The sequence below is a fragment of the Pseudarthrobacter sp. alpha12b genome, assembly GCF_054130495.1.
In genome coordinates this window covers 3,780,736-3,802,294 of sequence record NZ_CP196746.1, presented here as the reverse complement: position 1 = coordinate 3,802,294, position 21,559 = coordinate 3,780,736, and the positions used below count along the sequence as shown (strand labels likewise).

General features: G+C 67.1%; 22 protein-coding genes. 13 read left to right on the top strand and 9 right to left on the bottom strand.

The window, feature by feature from the left end; genetic code table 11:
• Nucleotides 1-7 precede the first annotated feature (7 nt).
• Nucleotides 8-1,225: an ROK family transcriptional regulator gene (locus tag ACTAQI_RS17550; RefSeq protein ID WP_457947557.1), complete on the bottom strand. Its 1,218-nt coding sequence runs from the start codon at nt 1,223-1,225 to the stop codon at nt 8-10.
• A gap of 195 nt (nt 1,226-1,420) precedes the next feature.
• Here ACTAQI_RS17550 and ACTAQI_RS17545 point away from each other — a divergent pair, with 195 nt between their 5' ends.
• The 10 genes from ACTAQI_RS17545 (at nt 1,421) to ACTAQI_RS17500 (ending at nt 11,704) form a co-directional block, all read left to right on the top strand.
• On the top strand, nt 1,421-2,518 hold the full coding sequence (locus ACTAQI_RS17545) for a Gfo/Idh/MocA family protein (RefSeq protein WP_457951097.1): 1,098 nt from the start codon (nt 1,421-1,423) through the stop codon (nt 2,516-2,518).
• On the top strand, nt 2,515-3,345 hold the full coding sequence (locus ACTAQI_RS17540) for a hypothetical protein (protein ID WP_457947556.1): 831 nt from the start codon (nt 2,515-2,517) through the stop codon (nt 3,343-3,345). The genes ACTAQI_RS17545 and ACTAQI_RS17540 overlap by 4 nt, the downstream gene beginning before the upstream one ends.
• 112 nt (nt 3,346-3,457) lie before the next feature.
• Nucleotides 3,458-4,786 (top strand): ABC transporter substrate-binding protein, encoded by a 1,329-nt coding sequence (locus tag ACTAQI_RS17535; RefSeq protein ID WP_457947554.1) that lies wholly within the window; start codon nt 3,458-3,460, stop codon nt 4,784-4,786.
• 12 nt (nt 4,787-4,798) lie between these two features.
• The gene (locus tag ACTAQI_RS17530) at nt 4,799-5,761 is read left to right on the top strand and encodes a carbohydrate ABC transporter permease (RefSeq protein ID WP_457947553.1); all 963 of its coding nucleotides are present in this window, start codon (nt 4,799-4,801) and stop codon (nt 5,759-5,761) included.
• Nucleotides 5,761-6,654, top strand: coding sequence for a carbohydrate ABC transporter permease (locus tag ACTAQI_RS17525; RefSeq protein ID WP_457947552.1), 894 nt, complete (start codon nt 5,761-5,763; stop codon nt 6,652-6,654). Before ACTAQI_RS17530 ends, ACTAQI_RS17525 begins: the two co-directional genes overlap by 1 nt.
• A 45-nt stretch (nt 6,655-6,699) precedes the next feature.
• Complete coding sequence (locus ACTAQI_RS17520; RefSeq protein WP_457947551.1) at nt 6,700-7,455, top strand: sugar phosphate isomerase/epimerase family protein; 756 nt, start codon at nt 6,700-6,702, stop codon at nt 7,453-7,455.
• On the top strand, nt 7,452-8,591 hold the full coding sequence (locus tag ACTAQI_RS17515; protein WP_457947549.1) for a Gfo/Idh/MocA family protein: 1,140 nt from the start codon (nt 7,452-7,454) through the stop codon (nt 8,589-8,591). Before ACTAQI_RS17520 ends, ACTAQI_RS17515 begins: the two co-directional genes overlap by 4 nt.
• 44 nt (nt 8,592-8,635) lie before the next feature.
• A complete protein-coding gene (locus tag ACTAQI_RS17510; protein ID WP_457947547.1) occupies nt 8,636-9,802 on the top strand; it encodes a Gfo/Idh/MocA family protein in 1,167 nt (388 codons plus the stop codon).
• A gap of 26 nt (nt 9,803-9,828) precedes the next feature.
• The gene (locus tag ACTAQI_RS17505) at nt 9,829-10,830 is read left to right on the top strand and encodes a sugar phosphate isomerase/epimerase family protein (RefSeq protein ID WP_457947546.1); all 1,002 of its coding nucleotides are present in this window, start codon (nt 9,829-9,831) and stop codon (nt 10,828-10,830) included.
• A gap of 4 nt (nt 10,831-10,834) precedes the next feature.
• The gene (locus tag ACTAQI_RS17500) at nt 10,835-11,704 is read left to right on the top strand and encodes a TolB family protein (protein ID WP_457947545.1); all 870 of its coding nucleotides are present in this window, start codon (nt 10,835-10,837) and stop codon (nt 11,702-11,704) included.
• On the opposite strand, the gene ACTAQI_RS17495 is transcribed toward ACTAQI_RS17500, so the two are convergent.
• The 3 genes from ACTAQI_RS17495 to ACTAQI_RS17485 all read right to left on the bottom strand — a co-directional run bounded on the left by ACTAQI_RS17495 (nt 11,701) and on the right by ACTAQI_RS17485 (nt 14,159).
• Complete coding sequence (locus ACTAQI_RS17495) at nt 11,701-12,579, bottom strand: glycosyltransferase (RefSeq protein ID WP_457947543.1); 879 nt, start codon at nt 12,577-12,579, stop codon at nt 11,701-11,703. The genes ACTAQI_RS17500 and ACTAQI_RS17495 overlap by 4 nt on opposite strands.
• 222 nt (nt 12,580-12,801) lie before the next feature.
• Nucleotides 12,802-13,167 carry a hypothetical protein gene (locus ACTAQI_RS17490; protein WP_457947542.1) on the bottom strand — a complete coding sequence of 122 codons (366 nt, stop codon included), beginning with the start codon at nt 13,165-13,167 and terminating at the stop codon, nt 12,802-12,804.
• Nucleotides 13,168-13,259: 92 nt separating this feature from the next.
• Nucleotides 13,260-14,159, bottom strand: coding sequence for an SDR family oxidoreductase (locus ACTAQI_RS17485; protein WP_457947541.1), 900 nt, complete (start codon nt 14,157-14,159; stop codon nt 13,260-13,262).
• Nucleotides 14,160-14,380: 221 nt separating this feature from the next.
• Between ACTAQI_RS17485 and ACTAQI_RS17480 the strand changes: the two genes are divergently transcribed.
• Nucleotides 14,381-14,902: a DUF6328 family protein gene (locus tag ACTAQI_RS17480; protein WP_457947540.1), complete on the top strand. Its 522-nt coding sequence runs from the start codon at nt 14,381-14,383 to the stop codon at nt 14,900-14,902.
• Between the two features lie 3 nt (nt 14,903-14,905).
• On the top strand, nt 14,906-15,568 hold the full coding sequence (locus ACTAQI_RS17475) for a DUF6766 family protein (protein ID WP_457947539.1): 663 nt from the start codon (nt 14,906-14,908) through the stop codon (nt 15,566-15,568).
• Nucleotides 15,569-15,701: 133 nt separating this feature from the next.
• Here ACTAQI_RS17475 and ACTAQI_RS17470 read toward each other — a convergent pair whose 3' ends face one another.
• The 5 genes from ACTAQI_RS17470 to ACTAQI_RS17450 all read right to left on the bottom strand — a co-directional run bounded on the left by ACTAQI_RS17470 (nt 15,702) and on the right by ACTAQI_RS17450 (nt 19,679).
• Complete coding sequence (locus ACTAQI_RS17470; protein WP_457947538.1) at nt 15,702-16,826, bottom strand: glycerate kinase; 1,125 nt, start codon at nt 16,824-16,826, stop codon at nt 15,702-15,704.
• A gap of 90 nt (nt 16,827-16,916) precedes the next feature.
• Nucleotides 16,917-17,726, bottom strand: coding sequence for an SDR family oxidoreductase (locus tag ACTAQI_RS17465; RefSeq protein WP_457947536.1), 810 nt, complete (start codon nt 17,724-17,726; stop codon nt 16,917-16,919).
• A gap of 34 nt (nt 17,727-17,760) precedes the next feature.
• Nucleotides 17,761-18,207 (bottom strand): hypothetical protein, encoded by a 447-nt coding sequence (locus tag ACTAQI_RS17460; RefSeq protein ID WP_457947535.1) that lies wholly within the window; start codon nt 18,205-18,207, stop codon nt 17,761-17,763.
• Between the two features lie 89 nt (nt 18,208-18,296).
• Nucleotides 18,297-18,746: a hypothetical protein gene (locus ACTAQI_RS17455; protein ID WP_457947533.1), complete on the bottom strand. Its 450-nt coding sequence runs from the start codon at nt 18,744-18,746 to the stop codon at nt 18,297-18,299.
• A gap of 156 nt (nt 18,747-18,902) precedes the next feature.
• Complete coding sequence (locus ACTAQI_RS17450; protein ID WP_457951096.1) at nt 18,903-19,679, bottom strand: class I SAM-dependent methyltransferase; 777 nt, start codon at nt 19,677-19,679, stop codon at nt 18,903-18,905.
• 217 nt (nt 19,680-19,896) lie between these two features.
• On the opposite strand from ACTAQI_RS17450, the gene ACTAQI_RS17445 reads away from it, so the two are divergent.
• On the top strand, nt 19,897-21,540 hold the full coding sequence (locus ACTAQI_RS17445; protein WP_457947531.1) for an ATP-binding protein: 1,644 nt from the start codon (nt 19,897-19,899) through the stop codon (nt 21,538-21,540).
• Nucleotides 21,541-21,559: the final 19 nt, after the last annotated feature.

The window sequence follows — 21,559 nt, the reverse complement described above, 5'->3', positions numbered from 1 at the left end:
CCCGGCGCTACCCGGCGATGGCGCCCGCCAGAGTGGCCTCAATGATGGCCGGCGACAGCACGTACTGGGTGACCAACTGGCTTGCCCCGAGCACGGCGGCCTGGCCTCCGGCGCGGGAGACATTGATGCGCAGGTGCGAGGTGGCCAGGGGCGGCGAGCGCCGGTACACCACCTCACGGATGCCGGCCACCAGGTGCTCCCCCGTCTCGCCCACGCTGCCGCCCACCACAATGACGGACGGGTTGAGCAGGTTGACCACGGTGGCCAGCACCTCACCGATGTCCCGGCCGGCCTGGCGGAGCGCCTGGATGGCCTGCAGGTTGCCGTCGGCGGCGAGCCGGAGCACGTCCGCGCCCTTTGCCACGTCCAGTCCCTGCTCGCGGAGGGAACGCACGACGGCGGGACCGGACGCCAGCGCTTCCAGGCACCCGTAGTTCCCACAGGCACACAGGACATCCGCGCCCCGAGCCACCTGGACGTGCCCCAGGTCCCCTGCCGTGCCGTTGGCGCCGCGCTGAAGTTCCCCGTTGCTGATGATGCCGGAGCCGATGCCGGTGGCCACCTTCACGAAGAAGAAGTTGTTGTGCTCGGGCCAATGGGCGGACTGCTCCCCCAGGGCCATGATGTTCACGTCGTTGTCCACCAGCACGTGGACGGGCAGGGACCGCTGGACGTAGCTGACCACGTCGAACCCGTCCCAGCCGGGCATGATGGGCGGCTTGACCGGCTTGCCGGTGTCGTGCTCCACGGGGCCGGGCAGACCGATGCCGATGCCGGCCAGTTCCGCGACGCTCCGGCCCGCCGAGGCCAGCAGCTCCTTGCCTTGCGCAACCACCTGGTCCAGCACCGCTTCCGGCCCGTCGGCCACCTGCTGCGCCAGCCGGTGTTCGGCAAGGATGTTCCCGCCGAGGTCGGTGACCGCGACGATGACGTGTGTGGCCCCCACATCCACGGCCAGCACCAGGCGGGCGGACGGGTTGAAGGCAAAGCGCGACGGCGGCCTGCCGCCGCTGGAGAGCGCCTCGCCTGCCGGGCCCACAAGGCCGGACAGCATCAGCGCGTCGATCCGCGAGGCCACTGTGGAGCGGGCCAGCCCCGTGCTCAGGGCGAGCTCGGCGCGGGTGCGGGCCCTGCCGTCGCGCAGCAGCTGGAAGAGGTCCCCGGCACGCGACAGGCTGCCGACGTCGGCATCTTTTCCGGCCTGCCTGCCCGTCACTGAAGTCATGTCTAAGTCATAACACTCTTACTTAGCGCTGTCATCACGGCAGAAGAATGACGCTCAACAAACAACTTTTGCTTGACGTGCGTCAAAAGTCGTTCTAGGTTGTGACTCAGGGCACATTTGTGGTTCGGATGGTAGCCATCCGCCGCAGTAATGCTTCCGGTACTCCAGAGTCCGCTTACAAAGAGGTAATTGAACTTGTCCCACATCGCAGCGCCAGCACACCGGCCCCTCGGCGTCGGCATCCTCGGCGCCGGACCCGTTACCCAGGCCATCCACCTTCCGGCCCTGGCCCGCCTCCGGGACATCCTGGAAGTACGTCACATCATGGACGTGGACGCGGCCGTGGCCTCTTCGGTGGCGGCGCGCGTCGGAGCCGTTTCCAGCACCAGCATCGAAGCCCTACTGGGCGACCCGAACGTGGACATCGTGGCGATCTGCAGCCCCCACCAGTTCCACGCCGACCAGGTCATCGCCGCCTGCAGGGCCGGCAAGAAAGCAGTCCTCTGCGAAAAGCCGTTCGCGATGAACGCAGCGGAAGCCGCCGGCATCTCGGCGGTCAGTACCGAAACCGGTGTGCCAATCGTCGTCGGGGCCATGCACACCTTCGATCCCGGCTGGCTCGCGGCAGAGCAGAACTGGGGTGACCTTCCGGAACAGGTGCACACCATCCGCTCCTCCATCGTCCTGCCGCCCAACGCCCGGTTCGAGGACTTCGCGACGGAGATCATCACCCGCCCGGCCACCGGCCGGCCCGACTACTCGGACATCGAAGTGATCAAGGGCGCACTCCAGGGCGGGATCATGGGCCTGGCGATCCACGACCTGCCCCTGGTGCGCCGGTTCACGCCGGACTTCGCGGACATCGAGGTCATCCAGGCGCTCCATGTCCGCCCGTTCGGCTATGCCGTCTCGCTCCGCACCCCAACGCGGACCATCGAACTGCGTGCCGTCATGAACAGCACCTGGAAGCCTGAATGGACGTTCGAAGTCATCGCGGATGATGCGGCACTGCACATTGACTTCACGCCGTCCTACGTCCAGGCCGGGTCCGCCGTCGCCACCTTCTCCCGCGGCAACGGCACCGAAACCACCACGTTTGGCCCCTATGGCCACAACGGTTACGAGGGTGAATGGCGTGAACTGGCGGAGCTCGCCGGGGGAACCCGCCAAGCGCCCCCCGCCCAGACCCTGATCGACGACCTTACCTTCGCCCTCACCATTGCCGCCGCGACGGTGGCAAGCGCGGCGGCAGGACATCCAGGTGCCACAGAAAAAGCAGGAGCTTCTGCGTGAGCGGCCAGTACAGCGTTTCGGCAACCTCCGCGGCCCGGGAAGCCGGTGCGGTCACCCAGACGGTGGCTTCGCTGCCCGCAACCTTCGGCCCGATCCCGGAAAACCAGGCGGGCACGGCAGACGTCCTGGTGGTTGCGGGCGGACCAGGCTGGACCGCTGAGGCGGGCAGCGCCGTCTCCGCAGGTGCCCGCGGCATCGTGGTGGCCAACCCGGTTCCCGAAGACACCACGGAACTGGCAGCCGCGGCAGCTGCCGCGGGAACCGCCGTCGTCCTGGACCTGCGCTGGGCCGCCAACCCCGCGCTGGCGGCCGATACTGACGCCCCCGACGCCCGTGATGCGGTGCGCAGTGCCCTGGGCACCGCAGCGCTGCTGGACAGTGTTGCCACGGCGGCTCCCGGCACAGATCCGCAGCGGCTGCTGGGCGAGCACCTCGCCGCCTTGCTGGCCGTCAGCGGAGGGCTCCATGGCGTGAGCGTCCTCCGCAGCGACGCCAGCGGGTACACACTCAGCGGCAGGCTGGTCAACGGCGCCCCGTTCACGGCCCAGGGGGTGCTTACCGCTGCCCGCCGGTCCGGCGTCGATATCCGCCTCTACACGGCCGACGGCGGGGTGGCCGTCCAGGTACCCGATCCGGACGCTGCGTGGCCGGCCGAGGTCCGGGTCACGGGGGCGCACGGCGAACTCTTGCTGCCCACACTTTACGAATCCGCCCACCGGTCTGCGTGGCGGCGCCTGAAGGACCATCTTGGCGCCGGCACCCAGCCGGACGATCTGGCCGGGTTCGCCCGGCTGACCGACCTCTACGCAACTCTCGCTGCCACGTAACCAGCCCCGCCGATACGCAACCGAACAGCAGTCCAGTCCCACCTCCACTCTCAACGATGAGCAGGACCGAACCTACGGCGCACAGCACAGGACGGTCCCGAAAGGACACATCATGAACGCAACTTCCGAACAACGCCGCTCCTTTTCCCGGCGCGGTTTCCTGGGCCTGACGGCTGCCGCTGCCGCAACGCCCCTTCTCGCTGCCTGCGGTGGTGGCTCGGCGTCACAGGGGGGCGGCGGAGGCGGAGCAGGCGGGACCGTCAAGTTCTGGGACATGCCCTGGGCAACACCGGCGTACAACGACGCCGCCAAGAGCATCGCTGAAGGCTTCTCCGGCGCCAACGGCGCCAAGGCTTCCTACCAGATCATCCAGTGGGCCAACTTCTACCAGACCTTCTCCTCGGCGATCGCCTCCAAGACGGGCCCGGCGGTCTCCACGGGCGGCGGCTTCCAGGCGTTCCAGTTCGAGCAGCAGGGCCAGATCGCGTACGCGGACAAGGTGATCGAAAAGCTGAAGGCCAACGGCCAGTTCGACGACTTCCTGCCCGGCGTCCTGGACCCGTTCAAGTCGGACAAGGGCTATGTGGCCGTCCCCTGGCAGCTGGACATGCGCGTTTTCTGGTACCGCAAGTCGCTGTTCGAGAAGGCGAACGTTGCCCTTCCCACGGACTGGCCGTCCCTCCTTGAAGCGGGCAAGGCCCTGAAGAAGGTGGGCGCGTTTGGCTTCACCACCGGCGCAGGCACGGGCAACAACTATGCCAACCACTCCATGATCATGATGATGGTCAACAACGGCGGCGGCGTCTTCAACAAGGACGGCGAGCTGGACCTGATGAATGACCGCAACGTCGAGGCCATGGAGTTCGTCCTGGAACTCGTGTCCAACGGCATCGTCGATCCGGCCGCAGTCAGCTACACCACTGACAACATGTCGGCCCAGTGGAAGGACGGCAAGGCCGGTTACGGCCTGTTCCAGGTGAACGTCCCGCAGCGTGTGGGCGATACATCGGGCGACCTGCTGGTGGCTGATCCCATCAAGGGCCCGCACGGGGACAAGGCAACCATCGTCTTCCCGAACAACATCATGATGTACACCAACACCCCGTCCCAGGAGGCTTCCGAGGAGTTCCTTGTGTACTACCTGGGCCAGCTCAAGCAGCTGTGGCAGAAGAAGCTGATGTCCGCCCTGCCCGTGTTCAAGTCGATCACGGAAATCCCCGAATTCGCCAACGACCCCAACAACGTCAAGATCGTCAAGGACTGGCAGCCCATCGCCAAGACCTTCGCCGCGCAGGGCAGCAAGCTCAACGCGAACCTCGCCGCGCTCGACGGCGGGCAGGCACTGAACCAGTTCAGCCAGACCATCATTACCGGGAAGGCTGACGCCAAGACTGCCCTGCAGACCTTCCAGTCCGGCCTCGAATCCGTCCTGAAGAAGTAGAACGGACCGCCCATGTCCAGCGCCACCACCCAGTCCGGCTTGTCCCGGGCCCGCCGCGGGGTTGCCCCCGGCGGGTCCGGGACCGTTCCCGGCAAGCGCAAGAGCAAGCTCTCCGCCCAGGCCACCAGGACCTTCTTCTGGCTCCTGCTCCCCTCCGTGGTCCTCCTTGTCCTGATCCACGGTTACCCGCTGATCTATGCCGCTGTGCAGGCCACGCACGACGGCAACCTGCTCCAGACCGGCAACTTCGTGGGCGTACAGAACTTCTCCACCGTCCTGACCTCGCCGGCGTTCTGGAAGGCGGCCCAGTTCACGCTGTGGTTCACCATCGTGGGGGTCTTCGGGTCCTGGCTGGTGGGACTGGGCCTTGCCCTGCTCCTGCGCACCAAAATCCCCGCCGGCAACACGTTCAAGGTCCTCCTGCTCCTGCCCTGGGTGGTGCCCATCGTGGTGTCCTCCACCGCATGGAACTGGCTGGTGGCCACCCCGGACAGCCTGATCCCGTCGCTGTTCCGGAACCTGGGCATGGGCACCCCGCTCTTCCTGGCCGACCCCACCCTGGCCTCCGTCACGGTGATGGTGTTTAAGGTGTGGGTCAGCTTCCCCTTCATGATGATGATGATTTCGGCCGCCCTGGCCTCGGTGGACACCACCGTCTATGAGGCGGCCAGCATGGACGGAGCCAGCCGGTGGCAGCAGTTCACCCAGATCACCCTGCCGCTGATCGCCCGCTCCACCTACATCAGCTGGATCCTGATGACCATCTTCTGCGTCAATGACTTCCCCACCATCTACCTGCTGACCGGCGGCGGCCCGGTCAGCGCCACCACCTCCCTGGTGGTCCTGGCCTACCGGACCGTGTTCCAGGACTTCGCCACCGGCCCCGGCGTGGCCATCGCCTTCCTCATGACCATGACCCTGGTGGTCATCTCGGTCATCCTGTACCGCCAGATCCGAAAGTCGAGCGTCGAATAATGAGCGCAGCAGTCCACGCCCATCCCCAGTCCGGGCCGGCCCTTGGAGTCGGCCAAGCCGGCAAGAACCGCCGCGTACTCTCGGAGGCCGGCCAGCGCGGCCGCTGGTGGCGCTTCACCGCAATCCTCATCATCACCGCGGTGGTGCTGGTGCCCATCGTGGTTACCGTGGTCCTGGCCTTCACGCCCGGACCGAACAGCACCGCCACCGGCCTGACCTTCGAGAACCTCAGCAACGTCTTCTCCAAGACCCTGGCCGCCACCTGGCTGAAGAACAGCCTGGTCACCACCCTCTCAACCGTGGTGGTCTCTGTGGCCGTGGCCGCACCCGCCGGCTACGTCCTCTCCCGCGGACGGTCCAAGGCGGTTTCCGGGTACTCCCTGCTGCTGTTCGTCATGCAGTCCCTGCCGATCATCACCTCGGTGGTGCCGCTGTTCATCCTCTTCGCCGGCATGGGCCTGGTGGACAACCTCCTGGGACTGACCATCATCTACGTCGGCTCCACAATGACCGTGGCCACCTGGATGATGGCCGCCTACTTCGACTCCATCCCCATCAGCCTGGAAGAGGCCTCCTGGATCGACGGCTGCTCCGTCTTCGGCTCCTTCACCAAGGTGGTACTCCGGAACTCCCTTCCAGGGGTCCTCTCCACCGCGATTTTCGCGTTCCTCCTGGCCTGGAACGACTACCTGGTGGCCATCGTGTTCCTGCGCTCCAACGAAATCTTCACCCTCCCCATGGGCGTGCAGTCCTTCTTCCAGCAGAACGCCACCGACTGGACCTCCGTCATGGCCCTGGCAGTGGTCATGATGCTCCCGCCCGTCATCGTCTTCGCCACGCTCAACAAGTACTTCAGCGTCGGCGGCATCGGCGGCTCCCTCGCGGGCCGCTGACCCTGCCCTCTTCCCGACCCACATCCAGAACCGTTAAGGAAACCCATGTCCTACTCACTTCAGCTCTACACGCTCCGCAACGCCATCTCGGAGGATCTTCCGGGCACCATCAAGAAGGTGGCGGAGATCGGCTACACCCAGGTTGAGCCCTACAACTTCGTGGCCACCGCCAAGGAACTCGGCGCCGCACTGAAGGCGAACGGCCTCACCGCGCCGTCCGGCCACGCGCCCCTGATGAGCCAGGACCAGGATGAGATCTTCGCGGCAGCGAAGGAGCTGGGCATCAGCACGGTGATCGATCCGTTCCTGCCGGCGGAGCACTGGCAGAAGGCCGAGGACATCCAGGCCACCGCGGCGAAGCTTAATGCGGCCGCGAAGAAGGGTGCGGAGTACGGCATCCGCGTCGGTTACCACAACCATGCGTGGGAACTGGAGTCCATCATCGAGGGCCGCACCGCCCTGGAGTACTTCGAGTCCCTGCTGGATCCGGAACTGGTCCTGGAAGTGGATACCTACTGGGTGGCCGTCGGTGGCCAGGACCCCGTGGACATCCTCACCAAACTCGGTGACCGCGTGAAGTTCATCCACATCAAGGACGGCCCCCTGAACCGGGACAACAAGGCCCAGCAGCCGGCAGGCCAGGGCAAGGTGCCGGTCATGGACGTAGTTGCCGCCGCAAAGGCCCTGGAGGTGGGCGTGGTGGAGTTCGACGACTACTCCGGGGACATCTTCGAAGGCATCGCCCAGAGCCTGGCCTTCCTGAACGACAACGCCAACAGCAACGAAGGAGCCAACGCGTGAGCACCCCAGCAGCCAAGCCCGCCCGCAGCGGCCCGGTGGGCGTCGGCGTCATCGGCGCCGGCGTGATCAGCAAGCAGTACCTGGACAACCTGACGGCGTTCCCGGACCTGAAGGTCCACGTGATCGCCGACCTTTTCGAGGAGGCAGCCGAGGCCCGCGCCAAGGAGTATGGCATCCCGGAATGGGGCGGAGTGGACAAGGCCCTGAACCACCCCGACGTCGAAATCATCGTCAACCTCACCATCCCCGCCGCGCATGTGGAGGTGGCCACCGCCGCCGTCAACGCCGGCAAGCACGTCTGGACGGAAAAGCCGTTCTCCCTGGACCGCGAATCCGGTCTGGGCCTGCTCAAGACCGCCGACGCCGCAGGCATCCGCCTGGGCTGCGCCCCGGACACCTTCCTTGGTGCCGGGATCCAGACGGCCCTGCGGCTGATCCAGCGCGGCGACATCGGCACACCGCTGACCGCGATGACCACGTTCCAGACCCCCGGCCCCGAGTCCTGGCACCCCAACCCGGCCTTCCTCTTCCAGCACGGCGCCGGGCCGCTGTTCGACATGGGTCCGTACTACCTCACCACCCTGGTCCAGGCCTTCGGCTCCATCCGCAAGGTGGCCGCCGTCGGGTCCAAGGCCAAGGACGTGCGCGTGATCGGTTCGGGGCCCAAGGCAGGCGAGGAGTTCACCGTCGAGGTGCCCACCCATGTCTCCGCGATGGCGCAGTTCGAATCCGGCGCCTCCTCGCACAGTGTCTTCTCCTTCGAGTCCCCCCGGACCCGGATGGGCTTCGTGGAGATCACCGGAACCGAAGCCACCATCTCGCTGCCGGACCCCAACTACTTCACCGGCGACATCAAGCTCTGGCGCGCCGGCGACGAGGACTGGACCACCGTTCCCGCCACGGGCCCCGCCAACGGCCGCGGCATGGGCGTGCTGGACATGGCCCGCTCCATCCGCGCCGGGGTGCCACACCGCGCCACGGGGGAACTGGCCTACCACGTCCTGGACACGATGGTCTCCATCTCGGAGTCCGTCGATTCGGGCACGTTCGTCGACGTCGAAAGTTCGGCCCCGGTATCCCCCGCCCTCCCCGAGGACTGGGCGCCGGAAACTGCCACCCTCGGATCCAGCAAGTAATCCAGCACGTAGTCCAGCCAGCAGGAAGCACGCAGGAACGCATCATGACCGCACCCGCACACCCGTCCGAACCGCAGGCCTCCCGCCCTTTGGGGGTGGCCGCCATCGGTTACGCCTTTATGGGCAAGGCCCATTCCAACGCGTGGCGGAACGTGGCCAGCTTCTTCGACGTCCCGGCCTTCGAGCAGAAGGTCCTGGTGGGCCGGGACGCCGGCGCCGTGGCGGAAGCCGCGGCCAGGTACGGCTGGGCCGAGTCAGCCACGGACTGGCGCACGGTGATCACCCGCGATGACATCGATATCATCGACATCTGCGCCCCCGGCTGGATGCACGCCGAGATCGCCGTCGCCGCACTCGAGGCAGGCAAGCACGTCCTGGTGGAAAAACCGCTGGCCAACACCCTGGCCGAGGCCGAACTCATGACCGCCGCAGCGGCCAAGGCCCGGGCCAAGGGAGTGCAGTCGATGATCGGCTTCAACTACCGCCGCGTCCCCGCCCTGGCACTGGCCAGGGAACTGGTCGCCGAAGGCCGCCTGGGCACGGTCCGGCACGTCCGCGCCGCCTACCTCCAGGACTGGCTCGCCGACGCCCAGGCACCCATGACCTGGCGGCTGCGGAAGGAAACCGCGGGGTCCGGCGCGCTGGGGGACATCGCCAGCCACGCCATCGACCAGGTCCTCTTCCTCCTCGGCGACCAAGTCACCGAGGTCAGCGGCCGGCTCAACACCTTCGTCAACCAGCGCCCGGGTGCGGACGGCATGGAGGACGTAACGGTCGACGACGCCGCCTGGGCCACGCTGACCCTCACCTCAGGAGCCATCGCCTCAGTGGAGGTCTCCCGGGTGGCCACCGGCAGGAAGAACAGCCTTCAAATCGAGGTCTACGGCGACAAGGGGAGCCTCCTGTTCGACCTCGAAAACCTCAACGAACTCGGCTTCCTGGACGCCACCGCCCCGGTCCGCGAGCAGGGCTTCCGCAGGATCCTGGTCAACGAACCCGAGCACCCCTACCTGGACGCGTGGTGGCCGCAGGGCCACATCATCGGCTGGGAACACACCTTCACCCACCAGGTCCGCGACTTCCTGCTGGCCATCAAGGACGGAACCCAGCCCTCGCCGTCGTTCGAGGAAGGACTGAACGTCCAGTACGTCCTGGACGCCGTGGAGGCATCCGCAGCCAACAAAAGCACCCTCACCGTCGTCCGCCACTAGCGCCGCATACCACTTAAGGAATCCCCATGCCCCGCCCCTTCACCCTGTTCACCGGCCAGTGGGCCGACCTGCCCTTCGAAGAAGTGGCGCGCCTGGCCGCCGGCTGGGGCTGTGACGGCCTGGAAATCGCTGTCTCCGGCGACCACCTGGACGCCTGGCGCTGGGACGAACCCGGCTACGTCGAGTCGAAGCTGGCGGTCCTGGAGAAGTACAACCTCAAGGTCTGGGCCATCTCCAACCACCTCAAGGGCCAGGCCGTCTGCGATGACCCCATCGACTTCCGCCACCAGGCCATTGTCGGGTCCAAGGTCTGGGGTGACGGCGACCCCGAAGGCGTCCGCCAGCGCGCCGCCGAGGAAATGAAGCACACCGCCCGGCTCGCCAAAGCCCTCGGCGTGGACACGGTCGTCGGCTTCACCGGCTCCTCCATCTGGCAGTACGTGGCCATGTTCCCGCCCGTCCCCGAGAAGGTCATCGACGCCGGCTACCAGGACTTCGCGGACCGCTGGAACCCCATCCTGGACGTCTTCGACGAATGCGGCGTCCGGTTCGCCCACGAAGTCCACCCGTCCGAGATCGCCTACGACTACTGGACCACCGTCCGCACCCTTGAAGCGATCGGCCACCGGGAAGCGTTCGGCCTGAACTGGGACCCCTCGCACATGATGTGGCAGGGCATCGACCCCGTGTCCTTCATCTGGGATTTCAAGGACCGGATCTACCACGTGGACTGCAAGGACACCAAGATCCGCCAGACCGGCCGCAACACCGTCCTGGGTTCCCACCTGCCCTGGGGCGACCCCCGCCGCGGCTGGGACTTCGTCTCTGCAGGCCGCGGGGACGTCCCCTGGGAAGCGTCCTTCCGGGCGCTGGCCGCCATTGGCTACAGCGGCCCCATCAGCATCGAATGGGAAGACGCCGGCATGGACCGCCTCCACGGTGCCCCCGAAGCACTGGCGGCCCTCAAGAAGTACGATTTCCCCGCCTCCCAGACCAGCTTCGACGCCGCCTTCAGCAGCAAGGACTGAGCCGGTGCGCAGGCTTCGGCCGGGCCAGCGCTGCGAGGTGTGGATCGCCTCGGTCTCGGGCGAACAGGAACTGGCATACTCCACGGAGCATATGCTTCTCGAGGCACCCAACTGGACACTCGACGGCCGGGCACTGATCCTCAACGGGGACGGCATGCTCCACAGGTTCGACCTCGCGGCCGGTACCCTCTGTGAGGTTCCGCTGGCAGGCGTCCCGGACCTTAACAACGACCACGTCCTGGACCCGGACGGTGGCGGCATCTTCCTGTCTGCGGACGATGGCCACATCTACCGGGCACCCCTTGCGGGCGGGCAGGGCACCAGGATCACGGACGACGACGGATCCTTCCATTTCCTCCATGGCGTCAGCCCCTGTGGCCGCCGGCTTGCCTACGTGGACATCGCAGGGGGTGACTTCAGCCGGCCCGGCCGGCTCCGGACCATCCCCGCCGGCGGCGGCCCTCCCGAGGACGTGGAGGTGGGCGGCGGCCATTGTGACGGACCGGAGTACTCACCCGATGGAGCGTGGCTGTACGTCAACACGGAGTCCTTCACCACGGCTCCCGGCCACGCGCAGCTGGCCCGCGTCCGGCCGGACGGCAGCCAGTTCGAGCGCCTGGTGGACAGCGGAACGGTCGACTGGTTCCCGCACCTCTCCCCCGACGGCCGCCTGGCAAGCTACGTCCGCTTCCCCGCTGGAACCCAAGGCCACCCCGCGGACCTGCCGGTCGACGTCGTCCTTGTCTCCACCGGTGACTGGACCGCGCCGCTGCACACCTGGCCGGTGTTCGGCGGCCAGGGCACCCTGAACGTCAACAGCTGGTCACCGGATTCGAAACGCTTCGCGTACGTGGCGTATCCCCCGGGCTCCTAGGGCGTCTCTGCGGACTCCCGGTCAAGGACCACGTCGTAGGCCTCAACCTGACGCTCCGTGACCGTCGTGGGAGATTCCAGATGGACCGCGCCGGAGGGCAGGATGCCCGCCCCGCCATACCGTTCCATCACCTGCCACTGGGCCACAACGTCCTCACCGGCGTGGCCGGCCGGAAGGCTGGTCCAGAAACGGAACCCGCCGGCGTCGTCCAGCGCCTCCCTGCGGTACAGCACGCAGCCGCCCAGCCACGCCACGTGGTAGGGCACCCACTGGCCCGGCTGCAGGTCGAGTTTGGCGCTGAGGTGGCTGAGGTTGGCGGCGCTGTGCAGCGGCCACCGTTCGAAACCCGGCTCGTCCGGACGGATGCGTTCCGGAGTCACCGGCCCGTCCCAGGCCTTGAAGGTTGCCATCTGTTCGGGCCTGCAGTCGTCCAGGAAGGACAGCCCCTGCGGTGCCATCCCGACAAAACCGCACTGCAGCTCATCAAGGGCACGGCTCAGCAGCTCCAGGGCACCCGGCTCCAGCCAGACGTCGTCGTCAAGGAAGAGGCATTGCTCCGCAGTGGCCTGGTCCAGCAGGAACTGCCGGTGTTCGGCAAGTCCGCGGCGCGGCAGGTGGCGCAGCAGCGTGACGGGGCGGCCCTGCGCCTCGAGCACCCGCACCATCGCGGCGGCTGCGGGATGGTCCCACGCGGGCTGGCCCGCTGACTGGTCGCTGACCACGACGGCGAACGCGGGCTCCTGCTGGGCGGCAAGGCCCGCGAGGGTGACGGCCAGCTCCGCCGGCCGGTTGCAGGTGGGCACCAGGACGTCCACCGCCAGTTTGTCCGGCCCATCCTGCTGCCGGGCCCACTGTTCCGAAGATCTCCTGCCCACAGTCCACCTTCCCGCGTCGACATTGGTGCCGGCGGCGGCATGGAGTTGCCTCTGCCGGCTGCCGCCAATGTGGTTTCGCGTGTTCCGTACCCAGCCACACGGGATCTATGCCGCTGCCGTAGACCGCCGGCACTTGCCCATGGGAGGCCTGCAGGACGGCAAAAGCCCCCGCTTCCGCTGCCCGGGTGGGCAGCGGAAACGGAGGCCAACAGACCGTGGTGCTTATCCGGCGTCGAAGCTTTCGTCGTCGTCATTGGGCGATTTCTCCTGCGGAAGGTCGTTTCCGCTGCCGTCCGGAATGCCCGTGGCTTCCTGGCCGGACTCCGAGGAGACCGGCGCCGACCCCTGGGAATCGTCATTGGACTCATCGATCTCCGCGGCGCTGGAGGGGAGGTCCATATCGTGCGGGACCGGGTCCTGGCCTGTTCCGGACTGCGGTTCGTTGGTGTCCGCACCGGCCGACGATGCGCCGCCGCTGGCCTGCTGGCCCTGGCCGCCCTGGGTTCCTGCCGCCTCCTGCTCGGCTGTGGGGGTGCCGTAGCCGCCCGGGGCTGTCTCGGGTTCAGCCTGCTGGTTTTCCTGCGTCATGCTTCCTCCTGTTGTTCGTTGCCGATGTTGCTGGTCTTCTTGATACTGCCTTGGATGGGCCCGGTTATGGGTTGTGCAAGGCGATGTCCTGCCTAGAGTCCTTTGCCGCCGGTGACCGGCAGGACTGCGCCGGAGATGTAGGAGCCGTCCTCGGAGGCGAGCAGTACGTAGGCCGCTGCGAGTTCCGCTGGTTGCCCCGCACGCTCCAGCGGCGTGTCCTGCCCGAAGGACGGCAGCTTGTCCGGCCACTCTGTAGCGGGGATCAGGGGCGTCCAGATGGGGCCGGGGGCCACCGCGTTGACGCGGATTCCCTTGGGGCCGAGCTCCTGCGCCAGGGCTTTGGTGAAGGCCACCTGCGCCGCCTTGGTCATGGCGTAGTCGATCAGTCCGGGTGAGGGGTTGAAGGCCTGGATCGAGGCCGTGGTGATGATCGAGGCTCCTGCCTTCAGATGGGGCACGGCCGCCCGCGCGGACCACAGCAGCGAGTAGAGGTTGGTGCGGAACACCCGGTCAAATTCCTCGGTGGGAAGAGTCTCCAGGCTCTCCCGGTTCTTCTGGTAGGCCGCGTTCAGCACCAGGACGTCGAGCCGCCCGAATTCGGATACGGCGTCCTCCACGATACGGGTGCTGAACTCCTCTTCACGTCCGTCGCCGGGCAACAGGAGGGCCCGGCGTCCGGCTTTCCGGATCCACTCCGCGGTGTCCTGCGCGTCGTCCTCTTCCTCCGGGAGGTAGGAGATGGCGACGTCGGCGCCCTCCCGGGCAAAGGCGATGGCTGCAGCTTTTCCGATGCCGGAGTCGCCGCCAGTGATGAGTGCTGCCTTGCCTTCGAGCTTGCCGTGCCCCTCGTAGCTGAGCTCCCCGTGGTCCGGCTTGGGATCCATGGGAGCCGTGAGCCCGGGCTGCTTTTGTTCCTGCTCAGGGAAGGGGCCCGAGTGGTAGCCGCCGCGCGGATCCTTCGGCTGGTCTGTCTGCTTGTCCGTGTCGCTCATAGTCCGCCTGCCTGGTGTCGGTTGACCTGTGTCGATATAGAAGAGCTCTTCCGTGCTCCGGCCCTTCGAAGCTATCCCGGGTGGAGGACCAAGTCCACCACTCCGGGTAATAATCAGTAAACTTATCAAATGTTGCAGCCGGCGCAACGGCCAGCCTTGTTTCTGGGTATGGGAGGAGTAGAAAGAAGACCTGGACCGCCGCCGCAGAGGAAGGAGTGCCGATGTCCGAAGTTGAGGACTATACCGGCCGCACGGGACGCAACGAGACCCGCGAGGAGCAGATGGACCGCAACTGGGCCGAGCTCCTGCAGGAGCTGCGCGTGCTCCAGACCGGGGTACAGATCCTGGCCGGTTTCCTGCTGACCCTGCCGTTCCAGCAGCGGTTTGAAAAGCTGGACGACTGGGAGGTTGACCTCTACCTCGCCAATGTGGTGATCGCCGCCCTGACTACCGCCTTTATCCTCCTTCCGGTCAGCGTGCACCGGCGGCTCTTCCGGAAACGGCTGAAGGAAACGCTGGTGTCCAGCGCCGACACCATCACCAAGATTGCCCTGGGCGGCATCGCCCTGTTGAGCGCTGGAACCGCAGCCCTGGTGTTCGATGTTGCCGCCGGCCGGACAGCCGGGGTGACGGCCGGTGGCGCCCTGCTGGGCGTCATGGTGGTCATGCTGGTATTCGTTCCGCTTCGCCTGAACAAACGGGCCACCGGGAGGATCCTCCCGCCGGCCGAGGGAAAGGAGTAAGGAATGCGTAAGTGGGCTAAAGAGCATGGGCTGCTGGTGGCCAACCTGGGCCTGTTCCTCGCATTTTTTGCGGGAATGGTGCTCTCCGGTGCGGCGTCCTACAGCGAAGACCAGCAGGCCCACGGTGAGCCTGCCGTGTCTGTGCTTCAGTTCCTGGGAACCGGCGCGTTCGTGGAGGCCACCTTCGAGAACTGGGAATCGGAGTTCCTGCAGATGGCCATGTACGTGGTCCTCACGGTGTTCCTGTTCCAGAAGGGCTCATCCGAGTCAAAGCCCATGGGCAAGAAGGCGCCGCAGGACGAAGACCCACGCCAAGCGCATATCAGCAGTGCCAGCCCGTGGCCCATCCGGCGTGGCGGAGTGGTGCTCAAGGTGTACGAGCACTCCCTGTCGATCCTGTTCTTCGTATTGTTCCTTGCCTCGTTCCTCCTGCACGCCGCCGGCGGCGCGGACGAGTACAGCCAGGATCAGCAAAGCCACGGCCAGCCCGCCATCACCTTCCTGCAGTACCTGGGGACCAGCCGCTTCTGGTTCGAATCCTTCCAGAACTGGCAGAGCGAGTTCCTGGCCGTCGGGGTCCTGGTGGGGGCGTCGGTGTACCTCCGGGAGAAGGGGTCCCCGGAATCAAAGCCGGTCGCCGAACCCCACTACGACACCGGGGCCTGACCGCCCAATCCAAACCAGCCCCGCCCAAGAGGAGACTGTATGCGAACGTTCGTGCGGACCACCCTGGAATCGCCGTCCTGGTGGTGATTGCGATCCTGGTTTTCCGGCGCCGCCGCAACACGACGATCGTGGGCTAGGCCCCTTCGAGTACCTGGCTTGTTGCCCAGGCCAGGTACTTGCCTGCATTTGCCACGGCATCTTCCGGGCTGGATGCCACATCCAGCAGCTGCGCCGCGGCGACCACTCCGTGTCCGGCAAGGTCCTCGAAGGTCACCAGGATCCTGCCGGCCACCACGATGACGGGAATTCCGCGTTCCCGGGCCGCGTCTGCGAGCGCGATCGGCGCCTTGCCGGTCAGCGACTGCGAATCCATGGACCCTTCACCGGTGATGACCAGGTCCGCCTGGTCCAGCTGCCCCGCCAGGCCCGTCAGCCCAGCCACCAGCGCGAAGCCGCCTTCCAGGGTGGCGTCGGTGAAGGCAAGGAACGACGCCGGGAAGCCGCCGGCGGCGCCGGCGCCGGGGACGTTGACGTCCCGGCCCGTTGCTTCCCGCAGCATTGACGCCCAGTTGCGCAGCCCGGCGTCGAGCATCTCCACAGTGTCCTGGTCCGCACCTTTCTGCGGGGCGAAGACGTGCGCGGCGCCGGACGGCCCGTACAGCGGATTGCGGACGTCGACGGCGATGCGGAATGTGGTTGCGGACAGCCGCGGGTCCAGCCCGCTCGTGTCCAGCGCGACGACGTCAGCCAGCGAACCGCCGCCCAGCGGCACCACGTTTCCGGCGGCGTCCAGGGGCTTCAGGCCCAGCGCGCGCAGGGCGCCGCTGCCGCCATCGGTCATGGCCGAACCGCCCAGGCCCAGGACGATCTCGGTGGCGCCGGCATCGAGGGCCGCGGCAATGAGCTGGCCGCACCCGTAACTGTGGGCGCGCAGTGCATTCGCGGGTGTGGGCTCCATGTCGGCCAGGCCGGACGCCTGGGCGGTTTCGATCACTGCCGTGACCTTGCCGCCGCCGGCTTTGTGGACCGCCCAGGCAGCGCCGAGCGGGGCAAGGATTGGGCCCACGACGGCGTTCAGCCGCTCTTCGTAGCCTGCCGCCACGGCCGCCTCGAGGGTGCCCTCCCCGCCGTCTGCGATGGGAAACTGGGTGGCAACGGCGTCCGGGTACACCCGGAGCGCCCCTTCAGCGATGGAAGCGGCGGCCTCAGCTGCCGTCAGGGACCCCTTGAACTTGTCCGGAGCGATAAGAATGCGCATGCGTTCCATCATGCCAGCAAGGCGAGGGAAAGCGCTTGCCAGCTCCGCGATTCGGACTGCTTCACCGGCTCATGGAGTGACCGGAACCGCCTAGCCCTCGCGCCACTCGTTGCCGGTGAGGTGCGAGCCCGCCTGCGGACCCATCTGGAGCATCCCGCCGTCAACAACCCAGGCCGCACCGGTCACATAGCTGGAGGCGGGCGAGGCCAGGAACGCGATGACGTCGGCGATCTCCCGCGCGTGGCCCGGCCGCCCCAGCGGCACCCCGGGCCGGTTTGTCGTCGTCGGATCCTGGTCCTCCTGGCCTGTCATGGGCGTGGCGATCTCGCCGGGGGCCACCGTGTTGGCCGTGATGCCGTACTGGCCCAACTCCAGGGCCAGCGTTTTCATGAGTCCGCCCAGCCCGTGCTTGGAGGCATCGTAGGCGGAGGAGCCGACGCGGGGCTGGAACTCGTGCACGCTGGACACTGCCACCAGCCGGCCACCCCTGCCGGCCTTGACCATCCGCCGGGCCGCTGCCTGCAGGCAAACGAACGCGCCGTTGAGGTTCGTGTCCAGGATCCGCATCCAGTCGTCGATGCCCATGTCCAGGAACTTAGTGCTTGCGCCGGTGCCCGCGTTGTTCACGAAGACGTCCAGCCCGCCCAGCTCCCCGGCGAGCTCATCGATGACGGCCGCCGCCGCGCGGAGTTCGGTGGTGTCCAGCTGCCGGACCACCGCCTTGCGCCCCAGGCCGCGGATTTCTTCGGCGGTTTCCTCGGCGCCCGCCTTGTCCGAGTGCCAGGTGACGCCAACGTCCATTCCGGCGCGGGCCAGCGCAACGGCGGTAGCCTTGCCAATCCCGGAGTCGGAGGCGGTGACGATGGCGGTGGTGGGCGCGAAGGTGCTGGTGTCCGGCATAGCGGGGCCTTTCGGTAGGTCAGGCGGGGCCTGGTCAGGCGGGGCGGCGGAGATCGGGCTGGTAAGACTCATCGTCGGCCGCAGCGGAGGCCTGGCGCCCTGTCGGCTCCATGTCCGGCTGGGCTTCCGGCACGGCCATCAACGGGACCGCGAAGGTCACCACAAGCCGGCCGTCGGCGTCGTCCGCCGACCTGACGGTCAGGCTCCTGGTGCCCGGCGGCACCGACGGGGTGAACACCTGCAGGTTGCGGGTGCCCACGGTGGCGGATTCCTTCAGGGTGTATTCGGTCCCGAAGTGGTCCTGGAGCACAAGCTGGGGTTCGGGCGCGTCATCCGAGGGAAGATGGATGTTGACCACCAGCCCTGAGGCCCACACCTCCACTGACAGAATGGTGAATTCGGTGGCGGAGGTAACGTGCCGCCCATAGGTAGGGGGCAGCAGCATCCGGCGAAATGCGCCGGACGGAATGAGGTTGCTCATGATGGTTCCTGTGGGTCTTGCGCCGGAGGCCGGTGCACGGCACCGGAGGATAATCCGGTGCCGGCCGAACGCTGGGGCGGGGGTGCGGCTTAGGCGTCTTCCCGGTTGGGGTTTTCCAACCGGAAGAAGTTGGATTGGGTGCCGTCGCTGCGCTGTTCCTGGTAAATGAAGTTCAGTTTCCGGGAGTCGAAGGTGTCAAACCATTCCTCCCAGCTGATGTGGCGGAGCTTGTTGTCCTTGCCACCGAAGTCGATCCGGAGCACGCCGAGATGGTCGCCATGTTCAGTGCCCTCCACCGTGGCGGGCACGCCGTCGCGCTCCTCCGCCCACTGCCTGATGACTTCATGGTGGGTGGTGGCCAGGCTGCGGCCTTCCCGTTCGGGCTCGTCGTCCGTTGAGGTGACTTCCTGCGAGTACTTCAGGGACTTTGAGGACTCCGGCCCCTGCCGGATCTTCCCGCCCTCGGGGCCAGCACCCAGGTCCCGCCCGTCCCCGCTGTCATCCGCTTTGCGGGTCTTATTGCCTTTGTCTTCTGCCACGGCGGCCTTCCTTTCACCTCCGGCTAACTAATAAGTCTACTTACTATGGAGCCTCCGGATCCGGCCCCTGTCAAGGGGAGGGAAGGGACCGCGCGGACCGCCTGCGGGAAATCCGGACACGCCTGCGGCGCCGGATGAATTGCCTGCCTGCCAGGGCTACCGGCGGGGGCGGACCACCGCGTAGTACCCGGGCACCCGGTCCTGGCCCGCCACGCCGGTCACCGGGTTGGTTTCGATGGCCGTGTGGCCGTCTTCAAGGAGTTCCCAGGCCGACGCCGGGAACGCGCGTTCGCGCTCTTCGGGACCGAAATGCCCCGGCATGGGGAGCCCCCGGATGGCCAGTTCCAACGGCACCGGAATGCCCCGCGCAGTGGCTCCCAGGTGGGATACGTACTCCACGGGGTTCCCCTGGAAGTTGGTTTCCGCCAGGAAGACCGTGCCACGGCGGCCAGCCAGGAGCCGGAGATTCTCGACAAGCGCCATCTGGTGCGCCGGGGCAAGGACGTGCAGGACGCCGCGGATGAAAACATTGGCGCCGTCAGCGCCGGCGTTGATGGATTCCGCCAGCGCTGCCCCGGCGCCGTCCGCCGTCATGTCCCGCGCTTCGAAGGCCGCATTGCCGGTTCCAGCGGACTCCGCCAGGGCCCTGGCAACAGCGTTCGGCGAGACATCCACGCCCACCACCCGGGGGAAGACACCCGCGAGTGCACGGGTGAAACTGCCGTGGCCGCAGCCGGCGTCAACCACGGGAAGCGCGGGGTCCAGGTAGCGCAGGAGGCTGTCCTTGTAGCCCAGGAACTCATGGTCGCTGCCCGAATCCCACAGGACCTCGCCGCCGGGGCCGGTGGCCGTGATGCCCGCCCAGTACGTGTCCCACGCCTTATGCCGGTCCTTCGGCGCACCCCGCGACATCCTGACGAGTTTGGGGATCATCAGGTACTTCTGCAGGACGGACCGCGGCGACTTCGTTGGGGATGACACGGCTCAAATATATGTTCCCTTCCGGGGAGCCGGCGCAGCTTCTGCCACATTACGGCGCGCCCCGCCTACGGCGTCACGAATGGAGGGGTGGAACCGCGGTTCCGCGGGCTCTGGACCCGCGCGGCCCGCGTCCCCCTAGAATGTACTCAACTGGGAGGAAGGGAGCACTGTGACGGCTGTGCCGAGTAGCGTGCGCCTGGCCCGCACCGCCGTCGTAGCCGATCCCGACGCCGGCCGGCTGGCCCGCAACGCCCAGGCACTGCGCGACGCTGGGTACACAGTCCTGGAAGCGACCGACGCCCATGGCCTCGCCGCGTTGCTGGACGCCGGCCAGCCCTCCGTGGTTGTCGCCGACGCTCTTCTGTCCTCGGTCCCGTCCACGGCGCCCGTCCTGGTCATGGTGAACCTGGACAACCCGCAGGAGATAGCCGCGGCCAACCCGCCCGGCGTCCACGACTGCATCACCAAACCGCCGGAGCCCAAAGAGCTGGTCCACCGCGCATCCGTCCTCATCGAGCAGGTGTCCCGGCGCCGCGCCTCCCGGCAGGAGGCCGAGGGGCTCCGCGAGCAGCTGCGGGAGGTCTCTGCCGCGGTACGCGCCACCAACGATCCGCAGGAGATCGCCAACCACGTCGTCTCCGGCTTCGGCCGGACCTTTAAGGCCGACCACGTTGTCCTGGCCACCTTCGAGGACCACCGCGTCCCGGTGATCACGGCGACGTGGCACCGGCAGGGCCTGGCGGAACTGCCCGCGCACGCCCTTCCCGGCGAGGACGAGGCCCGTGCGACGGCGGACGCGCTGTGGGCCGGAACAGAGACGTTGTCCGCGGACGGCAACGAAACCGATGCCCGGGCCGACGAAAAGCCCACCCGCGCCGTCGCCGGAGCGGCCTCCACGCTGGCAGTGCCAATCGGCGAAGGCAACTCCTCCCTGGGCATCATCTGGATTGCCATGATGGACAGGCCCAGGACGTGGTCCAGCGCCGAACTGGGGCTGATCCAGCACGTGGCCGGCAACGCCGCCTACGGGCTCATCCAAAGCCACCTGATCAGCAGCCAGCAGCAGGTGGTAAAGCAGCTGCGGGAACTTGACAAGGCAAAGACAGATTTCCTGGCCACGGTGAACCATGAGCTGCGCACTCCGCTGACCTCGATCATGGCGTACCTGGACATGATCCAGGAGAGCACGGAGCACCCGGTGTCCAAGGAGGTCCACCAGATGCTGGACATCGTGGTCCGGAACACCGAACGGCTCCGGACCCTTATCGAGGACATGCTCAGCGTCTCCCGCGGCGGCCTGGACAACACCGCAATGCAGCTGGCTCCGGTGCGCCTGGGACGCACCCTGGACCTGGTGGCCGCGGCCCTCCGCCCGCTGGCCACCCTGCAGAACGTCACCATCGAAGTGGACCCGGTTCCGGAGGATCCGGAGATACTGGCCGATGAGGTGCAGCTGCAGCAAGTGTTCACCAACCTCGTATCCAACGCCATCAAGTTCACGCCCAGCGGCGGACGGATCGAGGTGGGCAGTGAATCCCACGCCTCGGCGGATGGCTCCAAGTGGGCCACCGTGCGGATCGCCGATACCGGCATCGGCATCTCGGACGACGAAATCAACCACGTATTCACCAGGTTCTACCGGGCCTCCAACGCGATGAACGGCGCCATCCCGGGAACAGGGCTGGGCCTTGCCATCTCCAAGGACATCGTGGACCGCCACGGCGGCCGGATCGACGTCGCCTCCACCCTGGGTGCCGGGACCACCGTCACCGTCAGCCTTCCCCTCGGCACTGACCGCGTCCAGGCCAACTAGGCGCCGAAGGAGGACTGGC

Excerpts from the sequence above, each read along its gene's own strand:
- ACTAQI_RS17520 (WP_457947551.1), top strand. The coding sequence starts at position 6,700 with ATGTCCTACTCACTTCAGCTCTACACGCTCCGCAACGCCATCTCGGAG.
- ACTAQI_RS17490 (WP_457947542.1), bottom strand. The coding sequence starts at position 13,167 with ATGACGCAGGAAAACCAGCAGGCTGAACCCGAGACAGCCCCGGGCGGC.
- ACTAQI_RS17475 (WP_457947539.1), top strand. The coding sequence starts at position 14,906 with ATGCGTAAGTGGGCTAAAGAGCATGGGCTGCTGGTGGCCAACCTGGGC.
- ACTAQI_RS17510 (WP_457947547.1), top strand. The coding sequence starts at position 8,636 with ATGACCGCACCCGCACACCCGTCCGAACCGCAGGCCTCCCGCCCTTTG.
- ACTAQI_RS17485 (WP_457947541.1), bottom strand. The coding sequence starts at position 14,159 with ATGAGCGACACGGACAAGCAGACAGACCAGCCGAAGGATCCGCGCGGC.
- ACTAQI_RS17535 (WP_457947554.1), top strand. The coding sequence starts at position 3,458 with ATGAACGCAACTTCCGAACAACGCCGCTCCTTTTCCCGGCGCGGTTTC.
- ACTAQI_RS17460 (WP_457947535.1), bottom strand. The coding sequence starts at position 18,207 with ATGAGCAACCTCATTCCGTCCGGCGCATTTCGCCGGATGCTGCTGCCC.
- ACTAQI_RS17450 (WP_457951096.1), bottom strand. The coding sequence starts at position 19,679 with ATGATCCCCAAACTCGTCAGGATGTCGCGGGGTGCGCCGAAGGACCGG.
- ACTAQI_RS17470 (WP_457947538.1), bottom strand. The coding sequence starts at position 16,826 with ATGCGCATTCTTATCGCTCCGGACAAGTTCAAGGGGTCCCTGACGGCA.
- ACTAQI_RS17525 (WP_457947552.1), top strand. The coding sequence starts at position 5,761 with ATGAGCGCAGCAGTCCACGCCCATCCCCAGTCCGGGCCGGCCCTTGGA.
- ACTAQI_RS17530 (WP_457947553.1), top strand. The coding sequence starts at position 4,799 with ATGTCCAGCGCCACCACCCAGTCCGGCTTGTCCCGGGCCCGCCGCGGG.
- ACTAQI_RS17465 (WP_457947536.1), bottom strand. The coding sequence starts at position 17,726 with ATGCCGGACACCAGCACCTTCGCGCCCACCACCGCCATCGTCACCGCC.
- ACTAQI_RS17480 (WP_457947540.1), top strand. The coding sequence starts at position 14,381 with ATGTCCGAAGTTGAGGACTATACCGGCCGCACGGGACGCAACGAGACC.
- ACTAQI_RS17550 (WP_457947557.1), bottom strand. The coding sequence starts at position 1,225 with ATGACTTCAGTGACGGGCAGGCAGGCCGGAAAAGATGCCGACGTCGGC.
- ACTAQI_RS17505 (WP_457947546.1), top strand. The coding sequence starts at position 9,829 with ATGCCCCGCCCCTTCACCCTGTTCACCGGCCAGTGGGCCGACCTGCCC.